The following is a 15,129-nucleotide window of genomic DNA, read 5'->3' as shown; positions in this document are numbered from 1 at the left end:
ATTAAACAACTTGAATCAAGGTGCTATACCGAGAATCAAACACAGCTCTTCATAGAAACACCATACCGTAATCATAAGATGATAGATGAACTGTGCCACGTGTGCAGGCCTCAAACCAGATTGTGCGTGGCTGCTGGCATTACATGCCAAGATGAGTATATCCGTACCTTGACCATTCAGGATTGGAAAAAAGCAAAGGGCCTGCCCGATTTGAGCAAGACCCCTTGTATCTTCTTGATCTATAAAGGATAATCCTTATTTCTTCATCAGATTGCTAACAAAGAAGTTATTGATGCGTGTATAGAGGTGGTGACGGGTGTTGCCGCCTCCAATTCCGTGGTTACGGTTTGTGTAAACCTGCATTTCAAACTGCTTGTCGGCCTGTACCAAACTTTCACTGTATTCTGCAGAATTACGGAAATGTACGTTGTCGTCGGCAAGACCATGACACAGCAACAAGTTTCCGCTTAGGTTCTTTGCACGGCTGATAGGACACTCGTCGTAGCCTTTGCTGTTTTCCTGTGGAGTTCGCATGAAACGCTCGGTGTAGATGGTGTCGTAGTATCTCCAGCTGGTAGGAGGAGCCACGGCAACACCACACTTGAATACAGGTCGGCCTTCGCTCATAGACATTAGGGTATTGAAACCACCATAACTCCATCCCCAGATGGCGATGTTGTTCTTGTCTATGTAAGGCAGTGTGCCTAGGTAAATTGCAGTTTCAACCTGGTCTTTTGATTCTTTTACACCCAAGTTCAGGTAGAAACCAGGACTTTTTTGTTATGAAGTGAAACTAACTTACTACCGTGCTTACACCTTCAGGGTGTAAATTTAAAGCATACGTTGTTTGTGTTCTTATTTTTTCACTTAAGGAAGCGTCTTCACTAAGTGAGTGTCCATATGATGGAACCATTTTTCTTAGTTTCTGCTGCCATTCAGGCGTGTTTATCTTTTCAGGGAAGCAACGCTCCAATAGATTGATCATAATTGATACTGCAGTGGATGCGCCAGGCGACGCACCTAGCAGCGCAGCTATAGAGCCGTCTGCAGCACTAACTACCTCTGTACCGAACTCCAGTACTCCGCCGTGTTCTGCATCTTTCTTAATCACCTGTACACGTTGTCCGGCTGTTTCCAGTTCCCAATCTTCCATTTTTGCATTTGGAAGATATTCGCGCAGTGCATCTAATCGTTCGTCGTCTGATTGGCGAACCTGATTAATGAGGTATTTGGTTAATGGAATATTAGCCAGACCTGCCGAGATCATCGGCATGATGTTATCAGCTTTAATTGATAAAGGAAGGTCCAACAATGATCCTTTTTTTAGGAACCGTGTAGAGAAACCTGCGTATGGGCCAAAAAGGAGTGCTTTTTTACCGTCGATCATCCGTGTGTCAAGGTGAGGGACAGACATTGGGGGTGAACCAACAGATGCCTTTCCATATACTTTTGCATGGTGGCGCTCTATTACCTCCGGATTAACACATTTCAACCATTGTCCACTTACAGGGAAACCACCGAAACCTCTTCCTTCAGGAATATCAGATTTTTCAAGCAGCGGTAAAGAACCTCCACCGGCACCGATAAAGACAAACTTGGCTTTCACCACTCTTCTTTTTCCTGTTTCTTCATCTCTTACTTTCACCTCCCATAAGCCATTAATCTGCCTAAGCTTTTTCACGTCATGGTTAAAGTGAAGGTTTACGCGGTCTTTTGTTTGCAGGGTATTAAAGATCATTCTGGTGAGTGCACCAAAATTAACATCCGTTCCAAGGGTCATTCGTGTAGCGGCAACTTTCTCATCTGCCGGACGGCCTTCCATCACTAATGGAATCCACTCTTCGAGTACCTTACGGTCTTCCGTATAGGTCATACCCTTAAATAAGTGACTTTTTTGAAGCTCTTTATATCTTTTATATAAAAAATCAACGTTTTTCTCACCCCAAACAAAACTCATGTGTGGGATGGACTGAATAAATTTGTCTGGAGACCCAATGAGACGGTTTTTTATCAGGAAGGACCAGAATTGCTTGGAAACCTCAAAAGCCTCAGCAATTTTTACAGCTTTTTTAGTGTCTACAGAACCGTCTTCACGTTGTGGGGTGTAATTCAGCTCGCAAAATGCCGAATGTCCTGTGCCTGCATTATTCCAGGCATCTGAACTTTCTGCCGCTGCCACATCTAAACGCTCAAATATTTCAATACTTAAATCAGGCTGTAATTCTTTTAAGAGTACCCCTAAAGTGGCGCTCATAATTCCTGCGCCAATCAATATTACATCGGTTACGTCTTCCGAATTATTCGTTTTCGTATTCATGTCATTATATAAATTACACAAAAATACATAAAAAAGTATTTTCTTTCCGTCCCAAAACGGTAATGTTATCGCAATCTTCTTACCATAAACTTTTTATTTTATTACAAAAATGTTACGGGGGTAAATATTACCTTTTTTGTAAAGCTTTCTCGTTGGTGGTTAGTATTTTAGGGCACTTTTGGTGGGTACTCTTGGTTATAAATGCATTTTTTTAAAAAAAAATATAAAATTATTACCACCGTAACAATAAAGATTATATTTTTACGAAAACAATTAATGCTTGTATGATATGACTTATAAATATAAAATAGAGGAGTTTCTTGAAAATCTGCCTGTTAGGGAGAATAAAATGTTGGTATATCAGATCCCTGAGATCCTTGGGGTGTCTTACAATACCTTTCGTAACTATTGCAAAATTCCATTAAAAAGCAAAAAAGACATTCCTTATGAATGTGTAAGGAAACTAGAAATCTTATTTGGTATGTCACAGGGAGAGTTAATTAATGCGCAACCCCAGGGTAAACACTACCTGGAGTTGGTTAAGAAGAAAGCGGTTGCTGAGCAGGACGAAGTTTATTCAAGGATATAACTGTTATTTCTGGCCAAATACCAATTCTTCCTGAAAAACCTAAGAAGCCGAATCCCCGGTTTATATTGAGATATCTATTGTTTTCCTGTTTGATGCCAGCCCAATGTGCATAGCGATACTTTACAGGGCTCCATTTGATGCCAAAGGCCTCTAATCCAAATTGCATACCGTGAGTATGCCCGGATAAGGTTAATTGAATATTCAAAGGGTGTTTTTTTACTTCTGCTTCCCAATGGGAAGGATCGTGTGATAATAGGATTTTAAAATCCTTAGGATCAACATGTTTAAATGCCTTATTCAGGTCTCCGCGTTCTCCAAAACCCAGACCCCAGTTTTCTACACCAGCGAGGATAATTTTTTCGCCATTCTTTTTGATTTCCACATGTTCGTCTAACAATAGCCTGTAGCCGAGTGCTGCATGGTAGCGTTTCAGATCCTGGAAATTTGAATTTTTATTTGCCAGACTATCCCATCTCACATAATCACCGTAATCATGGTTTCCCAGGATGGAAAATTGTCCGTATGGCGCCTTGATTTGCGAAAAATAACTGATCCATGGTACTATTTCACTTGCTTTGTTATTAACCAAATCACCGGTAAAAACAAATAAATCACTTTCCTGCTGCTTGATCAGGTCAATTCCGCGTTGTATGGCCTTTGCATTGTTGAAACTGCCCGCATGAATATCCGAAATCTGCGTAATTTTAAATCCATCAAAGCTTTCCGGTAAATCTTTGAAATACAGTTTATGTGAAATAATGCGGTAAGCATATTTGCCTCTCACTATGCCATAAATAAAAACAAACAAGGTAATAAGAGCCAGCACTGATGCAATCTCCACCCAGTATAAGTTCCGCAGTCCATGTGTGAAAAGGCGGTATATATCACCTAGAAGAAGCGCGATTATAAAAACAAACTGTACACTGATCAGAATTAAAAAAACATGGGTGGAAAACTTAAAAAATGCATCCATACCATGTCTGGCAATCCTTTTGACCGCATACACCAGCGATAATATAACCAGTGCAATGATTAGCCAGTAAGTTAAGGGAAGCAGGGGACTATCGGTGTAAACCTTAAGGCCGGAAAGTACATACCAGTTTAGCAGCAGGTAAATAACAGCAATGCTAAATAATAGGGGAAGGTTGGATCTGTTTTTCATCGAGGATTGGGAACACAAAAATACAGTATATTCGTTAATAATATTTATGATGGATTATTAACAGTTTATCTCGAACATGTGAAAAAGATAAATTGTTTTATTCTTGTTTGGAAGGTTAATCAAGTCTACAGGCTTGATTTATCATTATTTAACCAGCGTCAAGGAATTGTTTTCGAAAACACAACAACCTTACATTTTTAACGAAGGCGGTGGGTCCACTGTGAATATTTTAAAATTTAGCTATAATACACAAAACGAATGCGCATGAGGCAACTGCTGGTAATTTGGATCTTGTTAAGTAGTGTAGTGCCGGTTTGGGCACAACAACAAGACACTCTTCTTGCAAGGCTGATATTTATTGGGGATGCAGGGCAGGTAGACCGGGATCAGACCTTAGTAATTAAAGATGCCGCTTTGAAGATTATCAAAGGCAAAACAAAAGTAATTTACCTCGGCGATAACGTGTACCCAGATGGTATGGGACTCCCCGGAAGTAAGGAAGAACAGCAAACACAAGACATACTGCGTTCACAGTACCTGCCGATGCGTAACAATGGAGCCCCGGTTTATTTTATTCCCGGAAATCATGATTGGGACCATTCAGGAAAGCTAGGGTTAGCAAAAATAAAGCAACAAGATAGTTTTCTGCAGGAACAAAAAGACAGTCAGCTTAAATTGCTGCCTCCAAATGGTTGTCCCGATCCTATAGAGATGAAAATCACGGATGAAGTTATGATGATTATCATCGACAGTGAATGGTGGTTATTCCCTTATGCAAAGGAAAATCCAGCTGGAGGTTGTAGCTGTAACAGCGAGCAATCCGTGTTAGAAAAACTGGCAGCTATTGTAAACAAGAATAAAGACAAAACGATTCTTCTGGCGTCACATCATCCCTTTCAATCCTACGGCAAACATGGCTTACGTTGGTTTTTTCCAAGCCCCGAAGACTTGCGCAATAAAAAATATAAAAGTATGGTGAACCGGATTAACAAAGCTATGTCGGGCAGTACCCGGGTTATCCATGTGTCTGGCCATGATCATGGATTACAATATATAAAGGGCAATCATATTCAGGTAGTCAGTGGATCAGGCGCAAAAAGAAGTTCGGTAATTAAAGGCGAAAATTCGTTATTTGCTGATTCGCGACATGGTTTTGTCCTGGTAGATATTTACCCCGGTCAGCGCCTTAAATTCCGGTATTTTGTATTAACGGCCTGGGGGGTAGAAGAATTATTTACAACTGAAATTAACTATCATGCGAGCGATCACAGGAGTGCTAAATAAATCAAACAATGCCAGTGTTTCAATCCTTTTTAACATTTAATACAGTACGATGCAGAAAAACATAGTCATTATTGGGGGAGGTTTTGCGGGCTTAAACCTGGCGAAAAAGTTAGGTGGACATCCGGCATTCCAGGTTACCCTTGTCGATAAAAATAATTACCATTTCTTTCCACCCTTAATTTACCAGGTTGCTACGGGCTTTTTAGAACCTTCCGCTATTAGTTACCCATTCAGAAAGCTTTTCGCGAACAAAAGTAATCTTCATTATCGTTATGGCACATTGAAAAAGGTGATTCCTGAAGAGCGGAGAATTATTACCAATAAGGGTGATTTAACATACGATTACCTGGTATTTGCCTGTGGCGCCACCACTAATTACTTTGGCAATGAGAATATCAGGAAAAACGCCATCCCAATGAAAACACTGAGCGACGCCATATCCATGCGTAACACTTTGTTGATGCGGATGGAGCAGGCTACGGTATCAAAAGACCCAGAAGAGATTGAGATGTTACTCACCCTGGTGGTTGCAGGTGGCGGTCCAACGGGTGTCGAAATTTCTGGCATGTTTGCCGAGATGAAACAGGGTATTTTACGTAAAGATTATCCCGAACTGCAAGGTCGTGCAGGTGGCATTTACCTGGTTGACGGGGGAGACTATGTGCTGTCGCCCATGAGTGAGAAGTCGCAGCTACATACCACTAAATCCTTGAAAAAGTTGGGGGTAAACCTTGTCATGAATACCCATGTGGATGATTTTGCTAATGATAAGGTGGTGTTATCCGGAGGAACGGTAATACCGGCTAAAAACCTGATCTGGGCAGCAGGTGTAACTGCAAAGATCTTTGACGGTATACCTGCAGAATGTTATGGACGGGGAAAACGCATGCTGGTAGACGAATTTAACCAGGTAATAGGTTTGCAAGGCATCTATGCCATAGGCGATACCTGTCTGCTCACTACCGATGCCGAATTCCCTCAAGGTCATCCTCAGGTTGCCCAGGTGGCCATTCAACAAGGAATTAACCTGGCCAAAAACTTTAATAACCTACAGCAAGGGAAGCCATTAAAACCCTTCCGCTATAAAGACAAGGGCAGTATGGCCATTATTGGCAGCAATAAGGCGGTAGCCGATTTACCTAATCCCAAACTACATTTTAATGGTTTTATTGCCTGGCTGGTATGGCTTTTTATCCACCTGATGTCGCTCGTTACCTATAGAAACCGTGCAAGTACGTTATGGAGCTGGATGATTGCTTATTTCTCTAAAGATCAGTCGCTTCGCATGATCATCAGGCCCGCTGAAGAAGATGTGAGTTAAATTACTTACATTAGGATTTACAACCCTTAACCTAACCAATAATGATCAAGAAATACCTTATGGCCATGCTGCTTATCGTAACCGGATTTGTTGTACAGGCTCAAACGTCGATGGTTTTAATCGCTGATGCTAAAGCAGAGACTAAAATAGCAGCAGCCGTGGAAAAATTACGTGTAGCCATGCTCAGTGGAGTACGTAAAGACCTGGAAAGTGTATTAAGTGACGATTTAGCTTATGGGCATTCCAGTGGAAAGATTGAAACTAAAGCTGAGTTCATTGAAGCAATTGTTAGTCGAACTTCGGACTTTAAATCCATTGATTTGGAGGACCAAAAAATCAATGTACAAGGTAAACTGGCCATCGTTCGCCATATTCTAACTGGTGAGACTAATGATGGTGGGAAAAAAGGGAATGTTCGTTTGGGCATTGTCTTGGTCTTTAAGCAGGTGAACAACCAGTGGCTGCTTTGCTCGAGAAATGCATTTCGTGTAGCCGCTTAACTGCGTATAGATAAGCGGGTATCCAGTACTTTGTTCTCAAATTCATACACTGGATACTTGCTTTCAATTAAATTGATCAGCATCTCGGTGGCAATCTGCCCAATCTCATAGGCTGGCTGTTGCACCGCCGTTAAAGGTGGATTCAACAGGTCCAATACATCAGAATTGCTGAAACCAGCAATGCCAATATCAACTGGCACTCTAATATTTAGTTTTTTTAATACCATCAGGCAACCCACACTTAGCCGGTCGCCTGCCACAAATATGGCATCGGGCTTTTCCGGAAGACTCATTAAACTGGTAATGGCACTTTCCACTTCATCTAAAAACATACCTCCATGTGCACAATGCTTAATGTAAGCGTCACGTACCGGAAGGTGATGTTTCTGCAATGCTTTTTTATAGCCCGTTAATCGTTCAATGCTGATGGAGAGGTGACTGGTACTCGTGATATGGGCAATTCGCTGGTAACCTTTTTTGATTAGAAATTCTGTTGCTTCAAAAGCCCCCTTTTCATTGTTAGCAACAATCTTATGGGTGTCAATATCAGCTGCTACGCGGTCAAAAAACACGATGGGTAAACCCCGCTGGTGTAAATTTTTAAGGTGAGTGGTGTCGCTGGTTTCTGCCGATAATGAAACAAGCAGGCCGTCGACAGAGCGCGAAGCCAGATGCTGGATGTTTATCTTTTCTCTTTCATATGATTCATGCGTTTGCGTAATGATAACATGGTAACCTCTGTTATAAGCGATAGATTCAATGCCATTGATGGCTTGGGAAAAGTAGTGGTTGGCTACTTCACTCACCAGTACCCCGATCGATTTGCTACGTCGCTCTTTAAGGCTAAGGGCGATGGGGTTGGGCCGGTAATTAATTTTCTCGGCATACTCCAATACGATCCTTTTGGTCTCTGCGCTAATTTCATGTGTATCTCTTAAGGCCCTCGAAACGGTTGACGTGGAAAGGCCGAGGGCCTTGGCAATATCTTTTAAAGTGGAGGGCTCAAACATGATCAAAAAAAGGGTTATTTGGTTTAAAGTATCTGCAAAGTAGCGTTTCTGCTAAGATAATGTTAATCTGCTGCAATGAAAAACATATCGCGTAACGTTTCGGCAACGATTGCGTGAAATAAAACCCGTCATATTTTGTTTAATTCAAAAAACAATTCAAACTTGAGAACAACATGATCAAATTAACTTTTCCCTTCCTGGCAGTCACTGGCTTATTGCTGTTTTGCGCTTTCGTGCCAGCCAAACCTAAATTTAAGGTGTATATCATTGGTGATTCTACAGCATCTATCAAACTAAAGAAACATTATCCGGAAACAGGATGGGGCATGCCTTTCGCTGATTTTTTTATGGCGGATGTGGTTGTGGATAACCGGGCGCAAAACGGACGGAGCACCAAAAGTTTTTTGGCCGAAAATCGCTGGGCTTCGGTGATGGACAGCCTGCAGGAAGGGGACTATGTGCTTATCCAATTTGGCCATAACGATGAAGTGCCAACTAAAAAGAATGCGACAACACCTACCGAATTTCAGCAGAATCTTAAACGATTTGTAAACGACACCAGGAGTCGTAAGGCCATACCAGTGTTAATTACACCCGTAGCCAGAAGAAGTTTCGATGAGTCGGGAAAGTTTGTGGATACCCACGCTGCCTATTCTTTGTTAGTGAAAGCTGTTGCTAAGGAACAAAAAGTTCCACTGATCGACCTGAATACAAAAAGTATAGCCTTGCTGGAAAAGGCTGGCCCTGAACAATCTGCCTATTTTTTCAATCACCTACAACCTGGTGAGCACCCTAATTATCCGGATGGCAAGGTAGATAACACACACTTTAATGAACTTGGTGCACGTGCAGTAGCACAGATCGTGTTGCAGGAAATCAGGAACCTTCAGCTGGATTTAGCTAAATACATTGTTGGTTCGAAATAGAAATACCTTCTACCTTCACCGATAAATTCTAGTCGGCGTTCCCGTTTGATATCATCCATTGTCGGTGCTGCAGCCAAAGCTGGCTGTCCACCCCGTTTACGAATTTGATCTACAGAAGTTTTTGCCAGTCCTGATTTTCCGTTTTTAATTAAAGTTTCAGCATAAATGCTAGTAAAAGGCAACATGAGCCACCCGTTTTTAGGGGGTCTATAGGGGGTTGCTTCGCCCTCTCGTCGCCCTTGCGTCGCCCTCGCTTCGCCTACAGACGACGCAACCCCCTGGAGAAGGGGACCCAACGGCAAGCTGCAGGTCATTGAACAACAATCTCCTATGTGTTTGCTGAGTTTGAAAACAAAAAAGCCGGATCATCTTGCGACGATCCGGCTTCCGGGAAATTAATTAATCATTTATTTTTTAACGAACTCTGTGTTTGCATTAAGCATTACTTCATCACTTAACATTGCTGTTGCGTATTTAGTACCGAAGTTAAAGTCAGATCTTTTGATCGTTCCAGTAACCTTGAAACCTGCAATTGTTTTTTTGGTTGCCTGGTTATTTGAAATACCTCTTAAGGTAGCATCTAATACAACTGGTTTAGTTACACCATGGAAAGTAAGGTTACCCGCAACTTTATATTTGTTGGTAGCTACTTTTTTGAATGAAGTACTTTTGAAAGTTAGTGTTGGATATTTTTCTGCGTCAAAGAAATCAGCGTTTAATAAATGCGCATCTCTTTTTTCGTTATCCGTGTTCACAGAATTTACATCTGCGCTTAATTCTACTACAGCATCGGAAAAATCATCTTTTGAAGCGGTGATTTTTGATTCGAATTTTTTAAATGAACCTTGAACATCAGAAATCATCAAGTGAGTGATTTCAAAACCTAATTTAGAATGCGCTGTATCTGCTCCCCAAATAAATTCAGCTGCTGGTTTAAAAGCGAATAAGGTTGTACTTAATACCGCTGCGAATAGAACTAATTTTTTCATATAAATATTTTTTTTACAAATAGAGCCAAAAAAAAACTTACTCGTGTTAACATAGGGTAAGAAAATAAATTATACGGGAACGATTGCACACTTATTCTTTGAGCATTTTTTTTATTCCGTCATAAAACTATGTAGACTTGTTAGCCAGGTTGCAAACGATTAACTAACCAAGTATATGAATAAATGCCATTTACTCCTCGCGAGTTTATCTCTTTTTGTCGTTTTCGGCTTAAGCGCACAACAAAGCGACCCCACATATTCCTTCGATAATTTACCTGTCGTAAAAGAAACGCTATTTAAAAAAGATACCATTAGTATAGAAAAATTTGGTGCCATTAACGATGGCATTACCCTGAATACAAAAAGTATAAATGAAGCTATTGTAGCCTCCCACAAAAAGGGGGGTGGGGTAGTGCTTATTCCTAAAGGGGTTTGGTTAACCGGACCCATTGAACTGAAGAGCAATGTTAACCTGCACCTGGCAAAAAATGCCTTGCTGCAGTTTAGCAAAGATTTCGATCAGTACCCCTTAGTGAAAAGTAACTGGGAAGGATTACCACAAATGCGTAACCAATCGCCAATATGGGCTAACGGAGAGACCAATATCGGCATTACTGGTTACGGCATTATTGATGGGGCCGGTGAAGCCTGGCGCATGGTTAAAAGAGAAAAGTTAACGGAAAATCAGTGGAAAAAATTAGTGGCTTCAGGTGGTCGTGTGGATGATGCAAAAAGAATATGGTACCCTTCTGAAAAAAGTTATAAAGGTTCCTTGACAAAGGATGCTGGCGTGATTTCCAGTAATAAAACTACAGCAGATTATGAAGCGGTGAAAGACTTTTTACGTCCGAATCTGCTTGTTTTTAATCGATGTAAACAAATTTTGTTAGAAGGTGTGACCTTTCAAAACTCTCCAGCGTGGAACCTGCATCCTTTAATGAGTGAGGATATTGTGGTAAGGAATGTATATGTTAAAAACCCGTGGTACGCACAGAATGGGGACGGTTTAGATATCGAATCCTGCAAAAATGTACTGGTAGAAGGAAGTACTTTCGATGTAGGTGACGACGGTATTTGTATTAAATCGGGTCGTGATGCAGCAGGAAGAGAACGCGGCATGCCAACGGAGAATGTAATTATCCGCAACAGTACTGTTTACCATGCTCATGGTGGTTTTGTGATTGGCAGTGAAATGTCTGGCGGGGCGAAAAACATTTTTGTGTCTGACTGTACCTTTATTGGAACCGACATTGGTTTAAGGTTTAAAACCACCAGGGGAAGAGGTGGTGTAGTGGAGAACATTCATGCGAAAAACATCTATATGAAAGACATTGCCGGCGAAGCCATCCTATTCGATATGTATTATGCAGCCGTTGATCCCATCCCTTTAACAGGCGAAAAACGTGCGCAGGTTAAGGTAAAGTTATTACCAGTAACTGCAGAGACACCGGTATTCAGAAACTTCCACATTAGTAACGTGGTTTGCGATGGTGCGGAGAAAGCTGTATTTGTGCGTGGATTGCCGGAAATGAGCATTAGCGACCTTTATTTCGACAAACTCACAATTAAAGCAACAGAAGGTATCGATATCCAGGAAGGACGCAACATTCATTTCAATCACATCAACCTGGTGGTTGGCGAAGCCAATCCGCTTGTGAGTGTAATGAATGGTAAAGATATTCAGTTTAAGGGTTTAAACTATGAAGAAGCAAAAGTGTTATTTCATGTTGGCGGTGCCAACAGCAAAAATATCACCGCTCAGGGTATAGACATCAAACAAGGAACAACAGCCGTAACTTATCAGGAAGGAACTTCCCCAAAATCACTACGTATTAAATAAAATTAAGATGATTCTGTCAAAAGAGAATATACAACATGTAGCCGCTTCGGCGGTTAGTTTACCAACAGCGGGGCTGTTTGAGTTACCAGAGAAAGTACTTCAGTTTGGTACGGGAGTTTTACTTCGGGGGCTCCCAGACTACTTTATTGATAAAGCCAACCGGGCAGGGGTATTTAATGGCCGTGTGGTGGTGGTAAAATCAACTAATAAGGGTGACCTTAGGGATTTTAGCAGGCAAGATAATTTATACACCCTATGTGTAAGGGGGCTGGAACAAGGACAGGCGGTGGAAGAAAATATCATTTCCTCGGCCATTAGCAGGGTGATTGCTGCAGATGCCGACTGGTCGTCTATTCTGGATCTGGCCTTAAGCAAAGACCTTCAAGTAATTATTTCCAATACCACAGAAGTGGGTTTAAGCCTGGTGGAAGAAAGCATCGCGCAAAACCCGCCGGTTTCTTTTCCGGCAAAATTAGTGGCCATCCTGTACAGAAGATATGAAATGCTTAAGGACGAGGCTGGCCATTTGGTGGTTATTCCAACAGAGTTAATTCCAGACAATGGCGCTAAATTAAAAACGATTGTCAGAGAAATTGCGGCATACAATCAGCTTGGTGATGCTTTTAATGCCTGGCTGGATGTTCACGTCACGTTCTGCAACTCGTTGGTGGATAGAATTGTTCCAGGAAAACCTGCTGGTCAGGAGTTTGCTGACTTAACTGCAAAATTAGGGTACGAAGACCAGTTGCTGGCCATGGTAGAACCTTATCGCCTTTGGGCCATTGAGGGCGACGAAAGTTTAGCGTCGATATTAAGCTTTAGTCAGGTTGACCCAGGTGTGGTGATTACATCAGATATTGAGAAATACAGAGAATTGAAGGTGCGTTTATTAAACGGTACCCACACACTTAGCTGCGGTATAGCCGTTTTAAGTGGCATCGATACCGTTAAAAATGGAATGAATGAACCTACTCTTTATCAATATATAAAAACGGTAATGCAGGAAGATATCATACCGGCTATTCCATATGAGGTTGATGAACAAGAGGCCTTTGCTTTTTCGAACATAGTACTGGACCGTTTTGCTAATCCTTACATTGCACATTTATGGCTGGGCATTACGGTGCAATACACCATGAAGATGAAAATAAGGGTTTTTCCATTATTACAAGAACATTATGCCTTATACCTGGAAACGCCGGCACACCTGGCCTTTGGTTTTGCTTCCTATCTGATGTTCATGAGATCGCAGGAAAAGGATGGCAAATATTATGGCCAGTATCGAGGGTTGGAATACCTGATACAGGATGACCAGGCGGCACATTTTGCTTCGGCTTATGCTGCACATCCTGGCGATGCAGGTTATTTTGAGCAGGTATTTGATGACAGTACATTCTGGGGTACGGACTTAAATGATTTCCCTGGATTTAAAGACGCTGTTCGGTTGCATTACACCAATATTTTAGAAAAGGGGATAGAATCGGCCTTGTCAGATTTCAATCAACACTATACAACACCAACATCATGAAACACCGCGTATTAAAGGTTAACCCGAATGATAATGTAATGGTTGCCTTGACCGACCTGGTTAAAGGTGAAGTGATTAATTATGACGGGGAAGCCTATATTTTACAAGACGATATACCAGCGAAACATAAATTTAACACCAGTCAGCTGGAAGCAGGCGGGCAAGTGATCATGTACGGCGTTTTAGTGGGTACGGCGCAGGTAGAACTGCCTGTGGGCAGTCTGCTCAGCACGAGTAATGTAAAACATGCCGCCACAGATTTCCACGTGACGAACGAAAAACTAGGTTGGAACAAACCAGATGTAACTGGATGGCAGCACCGTACTTTTAATGGTTTTCAGCGTAGCGACGGCCAGGTAGGAACAGCAAATTACTGGCTGGTGATACCGATGGTGTTTTGTGAAAACAGAAACCTTGAAGTAATACAGGAAGCGCTGTTGAACAACCTGGGTTATGGTCGGAATGAAACTTACCAGGCACAAGCCAAGGAGCTGATGGCCCTTTATCAGCAAGGTGCTGGCGTGGCAGAGATTTTAAATGCACAGGTTACCCATCGGGAAGACCGGGAGAAAAAACACCAGCTGTTTCCAAACGTGGATGGCATCAAATTCCTGACCCATACCGGCGGCTGTGGTGGTACACGCCAGGATTCTGAAACCCTTTGTGGTTTATTGGCAGGCTACATCACACATCCCAATGTTGCCGGTGCAACTGTATTAAGTTTAGGTTGCCAGAATGCCCAGGTGAGTATTTTACAGGAAGAGATTTTAAAAAGAAGTCCGGCCTTTGATAAACCCTTGTATGTGCTCGATCAGCAACATATTGGTACCGAATCCGATGTGCTATCCTTAGCCATCAAACAAACTTTTGCAGGTTTAATTCAGGCGAATGACCACGTAAGAACACCAGCACCATTGAGCAAGCTGTGTATCGGTTTAGAATGTGGCGGATCGGACGGCTTTTCGGGATTATCGGCAAATCCTGCCATCGGCTATACGTCAGACCTGCTGGTTGCCTTGGGAGGTTCTGTGATCTTGGCAGAATTTCCCGAATTATGTGGTGTAGAGCAAAACCTGGTAAACCGCTGTATCGATGAGCACGATGCGGAGCGATTTGCGAGTTTAATGGGTACCTACAGCAGTAGGGCAACAGCAGCGGGATCAGGTTTTGATATGAACCCTTCGCCAGGTAATATCAAAGATGGTTTAATTACTGATGCCATAAAATCGGCCGGAGCCGCAAAAAAAGGGGGTACCTCACCTGTGGTGGCTGTATTGGATTATCCCGAAAAAGTTACAAAACCGGGTTTAAACTTATTGTGTACCCCGGGTAACGATGTAGAATCGACTACCGCAGAGGTAGGGTCGGGGGCCAATGTGGTGTTGTTTACAACCGGTTTGGGCACGCCAACCGGCAATCCAATTGCCCCAGTGGTTAAAATCTCGAGCAATACCAAGCTATTTAACAAAATGAACGACATTATTGATGTCGATACCGGCACCATCATCGAAGGCACCGAAACCATTAAAGAAGCTGGGGAAAGGATTCTAAATTACGTGATTGATGTAGCAAGCGGCCACATCCAGGTGAAGGCAGTACAACATATTCAAGATGATTTCATACCTTGGAAAAGAGGAATATCATTATAATTATATTACCAATA

At 42.1% G+C, this 15,129-nt stretch carries 13 protein-coding genes and 2 pseudogenes; 9 read left to right on the top strand and 6 right to left on the bottom strand.

Annotation, left to right across the window (positions count from 1 at the left end; genetic code table 11):
* Positions 1 to 252, top strand: a pseudogene (locus ACR2F3_RS03495) (SAM-dependent methyltransferase); the annotation flags it as partial.
* A gap of 3 nt (positions 253 to 255) precedes the next feature.
* Here the strand turns inward: ACR2F3_RS03495 and ACR2F3_RS03490 are convergent.
* Positions 256 to 765, bottom strand: a pseudogene (locus ACR2F3_RS03490) (prolyl oligopeptidase family serine peptidase); the annotation flags it as partial.
* Between the two features lie 28 nt (positions 766 to 793).
* A complete protein-coding gene (locus ACR2F3_RS03485) occupies positions 794 to 2,338 on the bottom strand; it encodes a malate:quinone oxidoreductase (protein WP_432708590.1) in 1,545 nt (514 codons plus the stop codon).
* 268 nt (positions 2,339 to 2,606) lie between these two features.
* Here ACR2F3_RS03485 and ACR2F3_RS03480 point away from each other — a divergent pair, with 268 nt between their 5' ends.
* Positions 2,607 to 2,906, top strand: coding sequence for a hypothetical protein (locus tag ACR2F3_RS03480; RefSeq protein ID WP_432708589.1), 300 nt, complete (start codon positions 2,607 to 2,609; stop codon positions 2,904 to 2,906).
* Here the strand turns inward: ACR2F3_RS03480 and ACR2F3_RS03475 are convergent.
* Positions 2,857 to 4,068 carry a metallophosphoesterase gene (locus ACR2F3_RS03475; protein ID WP_432708588.1) on the bottom strand — a complete coding sequence of 404 codons (1,212 nt, stop codon included), beginning with the start codon at positions 4,066 to 4,068 and terminating at the stop codon, positions 2,857 to 2,859. The genes ACR2F3_RS03480 and ACR2F3_RS03475 overlap by 50 nt on opposite strands.
* A 264-nt stretch (positions 4,069 to 4,332) precedes the next feature.
* On the opposite strand from ACR2F3_RS03475, the gene ACR2F3_RS03470 reads away from it, so the two are divergent.
* The 3 genes from ACR2F3_RS03470 to ACR2F3_RS03460 are packed head-to-tail and all read left to right on the top strand — an operon-like array spanning position 4,333 to position 7,173.
* Positions 4,333 to 5,352: a metallophosphoesterase gene (locus ACR2F3_RS03470; RefSeq protein WP_432708587.1), complete on the top strand. Its 1,020-nt coding sequence runs from the start codon at positions 4,333 to 4,335 to the stop codon at positions 5,350 to 5,352.
* Between the two features lie 49 nt (positions 5,353 to 5,401).
* Positions 5,402 to 6,673 (top strand): NAD(P)/FAD-dependent oxidoreductase, encoded by a 1,272-nt coding sequence (locus ACR2F3_RS03465; protein ID WP_432708586.1) that lies wholly within the window; start codon positions 5,402 to 5,404, stop codon positions 6,671 to 6,673.
* Positions 6,674 to 6,714: 41 nt separating this feature from the next.
* Complete coding sequence (locus tag ACR2F3_RS03460) at positions 6,715 to 7,173, top strand: nuclear transport factor 2 family protein (protein WP_432708585.1); 459 nt, start codon at positions 6,715 to 6,717, stop codon at positions 7,171 to 7,173.
* Here ACR2F3_RS03460 and ACR2F3_RS03455 read toward each other — a convergent pair.
* Positions 7,170 to 8,183 carry a LacI family DNA-binding transcriptional regulator gene (locus ACR2F3_RS03455; RefSeq protein WP_432708584.1) on the bottom strand — a complete coding sequence of 338 codons (1,014 nt, stop codon included), beginning with the start codon at positions 8,181 to 8,183 and terminating at the stop codon, positions 7,170 to 7,172. The genes ACR2F3_RS03460 and ACR2F3_RS03455 overlap by 4 nt on opposite strands.
* Positions 8,184 to 8,356: 173 nt before the next feature.
* Here ACR2F3_RS03455 and ACR2F3_RS03450 point away from each other — a divergent pair, with 173 nt between their 5' ends.
* On the top strand, positions 8,357 to 9,109 hold the full coding sequence (locus ACR2F3_RS03450; protein ID WP_432708583.1) for a rhamnogalacturonan acetylesterase: 753 nt from the start codon (positions 8,357 to 8,359) through the stop codon (positions 9,107 to 9,109).
* Here the strand turns inward: ACR2F3_RS03450 and ACR2F3_RS03445 are convergent.
* Positions 9,070 to 9,294, bottom strand: coding sequence for a RagB/SusD family nutrient uptake outer membrane protein (locus tag ACR2F3_RS03445; protein WP_432708582.1), 225 nt, complete (start codon positions 9,292 to 9,294; stop codon positions 9,070 to 9,072). The genes ACR2F3_RS03450 and ACR2F3_RS03445 overlap by 40 nt on opposite strands.
* 222 nt (positions 9,295 to 9,516) lie before the next feature.
* Complete coding sequence (locus ACR2F3_RS03440; RefSeq protein ID WP_432708581.1) at positions 9,517 to 10,098, bottom strand: YceI family protein; 582 nt, start codon at positions 10,096 to 10,098, stop codon at positions 9,517 to 9,519.
* 175 nt (positions 10,099 to 10,273) lie between these two features.
* Between ACR2F3_RS03440 and ACR2F3_RS03435 the strand changes: the two genes are divergently transcribed.
* The 3 genes from ACR2F3_RS03435 to ACR2F3_RS03425 are packed head-to-tail and all read left to right on the top strand — an operon-like array spanning position 10,274 to position 15,115.
* Positions 10,274 to 11,938 (top strand): glycoside hydrolase family 28 protein, encoded by a 1,665-nt coding sequence (locus tag ACR2F3_RS03435; RefSeq protein WP_432708580.1) that lies wholly within the window; start codon positions 10,274 to 10,276, stop codon positions 11,936 to 11,938.
* Between the two features lie 7 nt (positions 11,939 to 11,945).
* Entirely contained in the window at positions 11,946 to 13,466 is a 1,521-nt protein-coding gene (locus ACR2F3_RS03430; protein WP_432708579.1) for a tagaturonate reductase, read from the top strand.
* Complete coding sequence (locus ACR2F3_RS03425; protein WP_432708578.1) at positions 13,463 to 15,115, top strand: UxaA family hydrolase; 1,653 nt, start codon at positions 13,463 to 13,465, stop codon at positions 15,113 to 15,115. Before ACR2F3_RS03430 ends, ACR2F3_RS03425 begins: the two co-directional genes overlap by 4 nt.
* The last annotated feature ends 14 nt before the right edge of the window (positions 15,116 to 15,129 follow it).

It is taken from the genome of Pedobacter sp. (assembly GCF_045627485.1).
In the GTDB taxonomy this organism is placed as follows: Bacteria; Bacteroidota; Bacteroidia; order Sphingobacteriales; family Sphingobacteriaceae; genus Pedobacter.
This window is presented reverse-complemented; position numbering and strand designations above follow the sequence as displayed.

Bases quoted from the DNA above. Each gene is read 5' to 3' on its own strand.
- ACR2F3_RS03455 (WP_432708584.1), bottom strand. From the start codon at position 8,183: ATGTTTGAGCCCTCCACTTTAAAAGATATTGCCAAGGCCCTCGGCCTT.
- ACR2F3_RS03470 (WP_432708587.1), top strand. From the start codon at position 4,333: ATGAGGCAACTGCTGGTAATTTGGATCTTGTTAAGTAGTGTAGTGCCG.
- ACR2F3_RS03425 (WP_432708578.1), top strand. From the start codon at position 13,463: ATGAAACACCGCGTATTAAAGGTTAACCCGAATGATAATGTAATGGTT.
- ACR2F3_RS03480 (WP_432708589.1), top strand. From the start codon at position 2,607: ATGACTTATAAATATAAAATAGAGGAGTTTCTTGAAAATCTGCCTGTT.
- ACR2F3_RS03450 (WP_432708583.1), top strand. From the start codon at position 8,357: ATGATCAAATTAACTTTTCCCTTCCTGGCAGTCACTGGCTTATTGCTG.
- ACR2F3_RS03435 (WP_432708580.1), top strand. From the start codon at position 10,274: ATGAATAAATGCCATTTACTCCTCGCGAGTTTATCTCTTTTTGTCGTT.
- ACR2F3_RS03440 (WP_432708581.1), bottom strand. From the start codon at position 10,098: ATGAAAAAATTAGTTCTATTCGCAGCGGTATTAAGTACAACCTTATTC.
- ACR2F3_RS03475 (WP_432708588.1), bottom strand. From the start codon at position 4,068: ATGAAAAACAGATCCAACCTTCCCCTATTATTTAGCATTGCTGTTATT.
- ACR2F3_RS03430 (WP_432708579.1), top strand. From the start codon at position 11,946: ATGATTCTGTCAAAAGAGAATATACAACATGTAGCCGCTTCGGCGGTT.
- ACR2F3_RS03460 (WP_432708585.1), top strand. From the start codon at position 6,715: ATGATCAAGAAATACCTTATGGCCATGCTGCTTATCGTAACCGGATTT.
- ACR2F3_RS03465 (WP_432708586.1), top strand. From the start codon at position 5,402: ATGCAGAAAAACATAGTCATTATTGGGGGAGGTTTTGCGGGCTTAAAC.
- ACR2F3_RS03445 (WP_432708582.1), bottom strand. From the start codon at position 9,294: ATGTTGCCTTTTACTAGCATTTATGCTGAAACTTTAATTAAAAACGGA.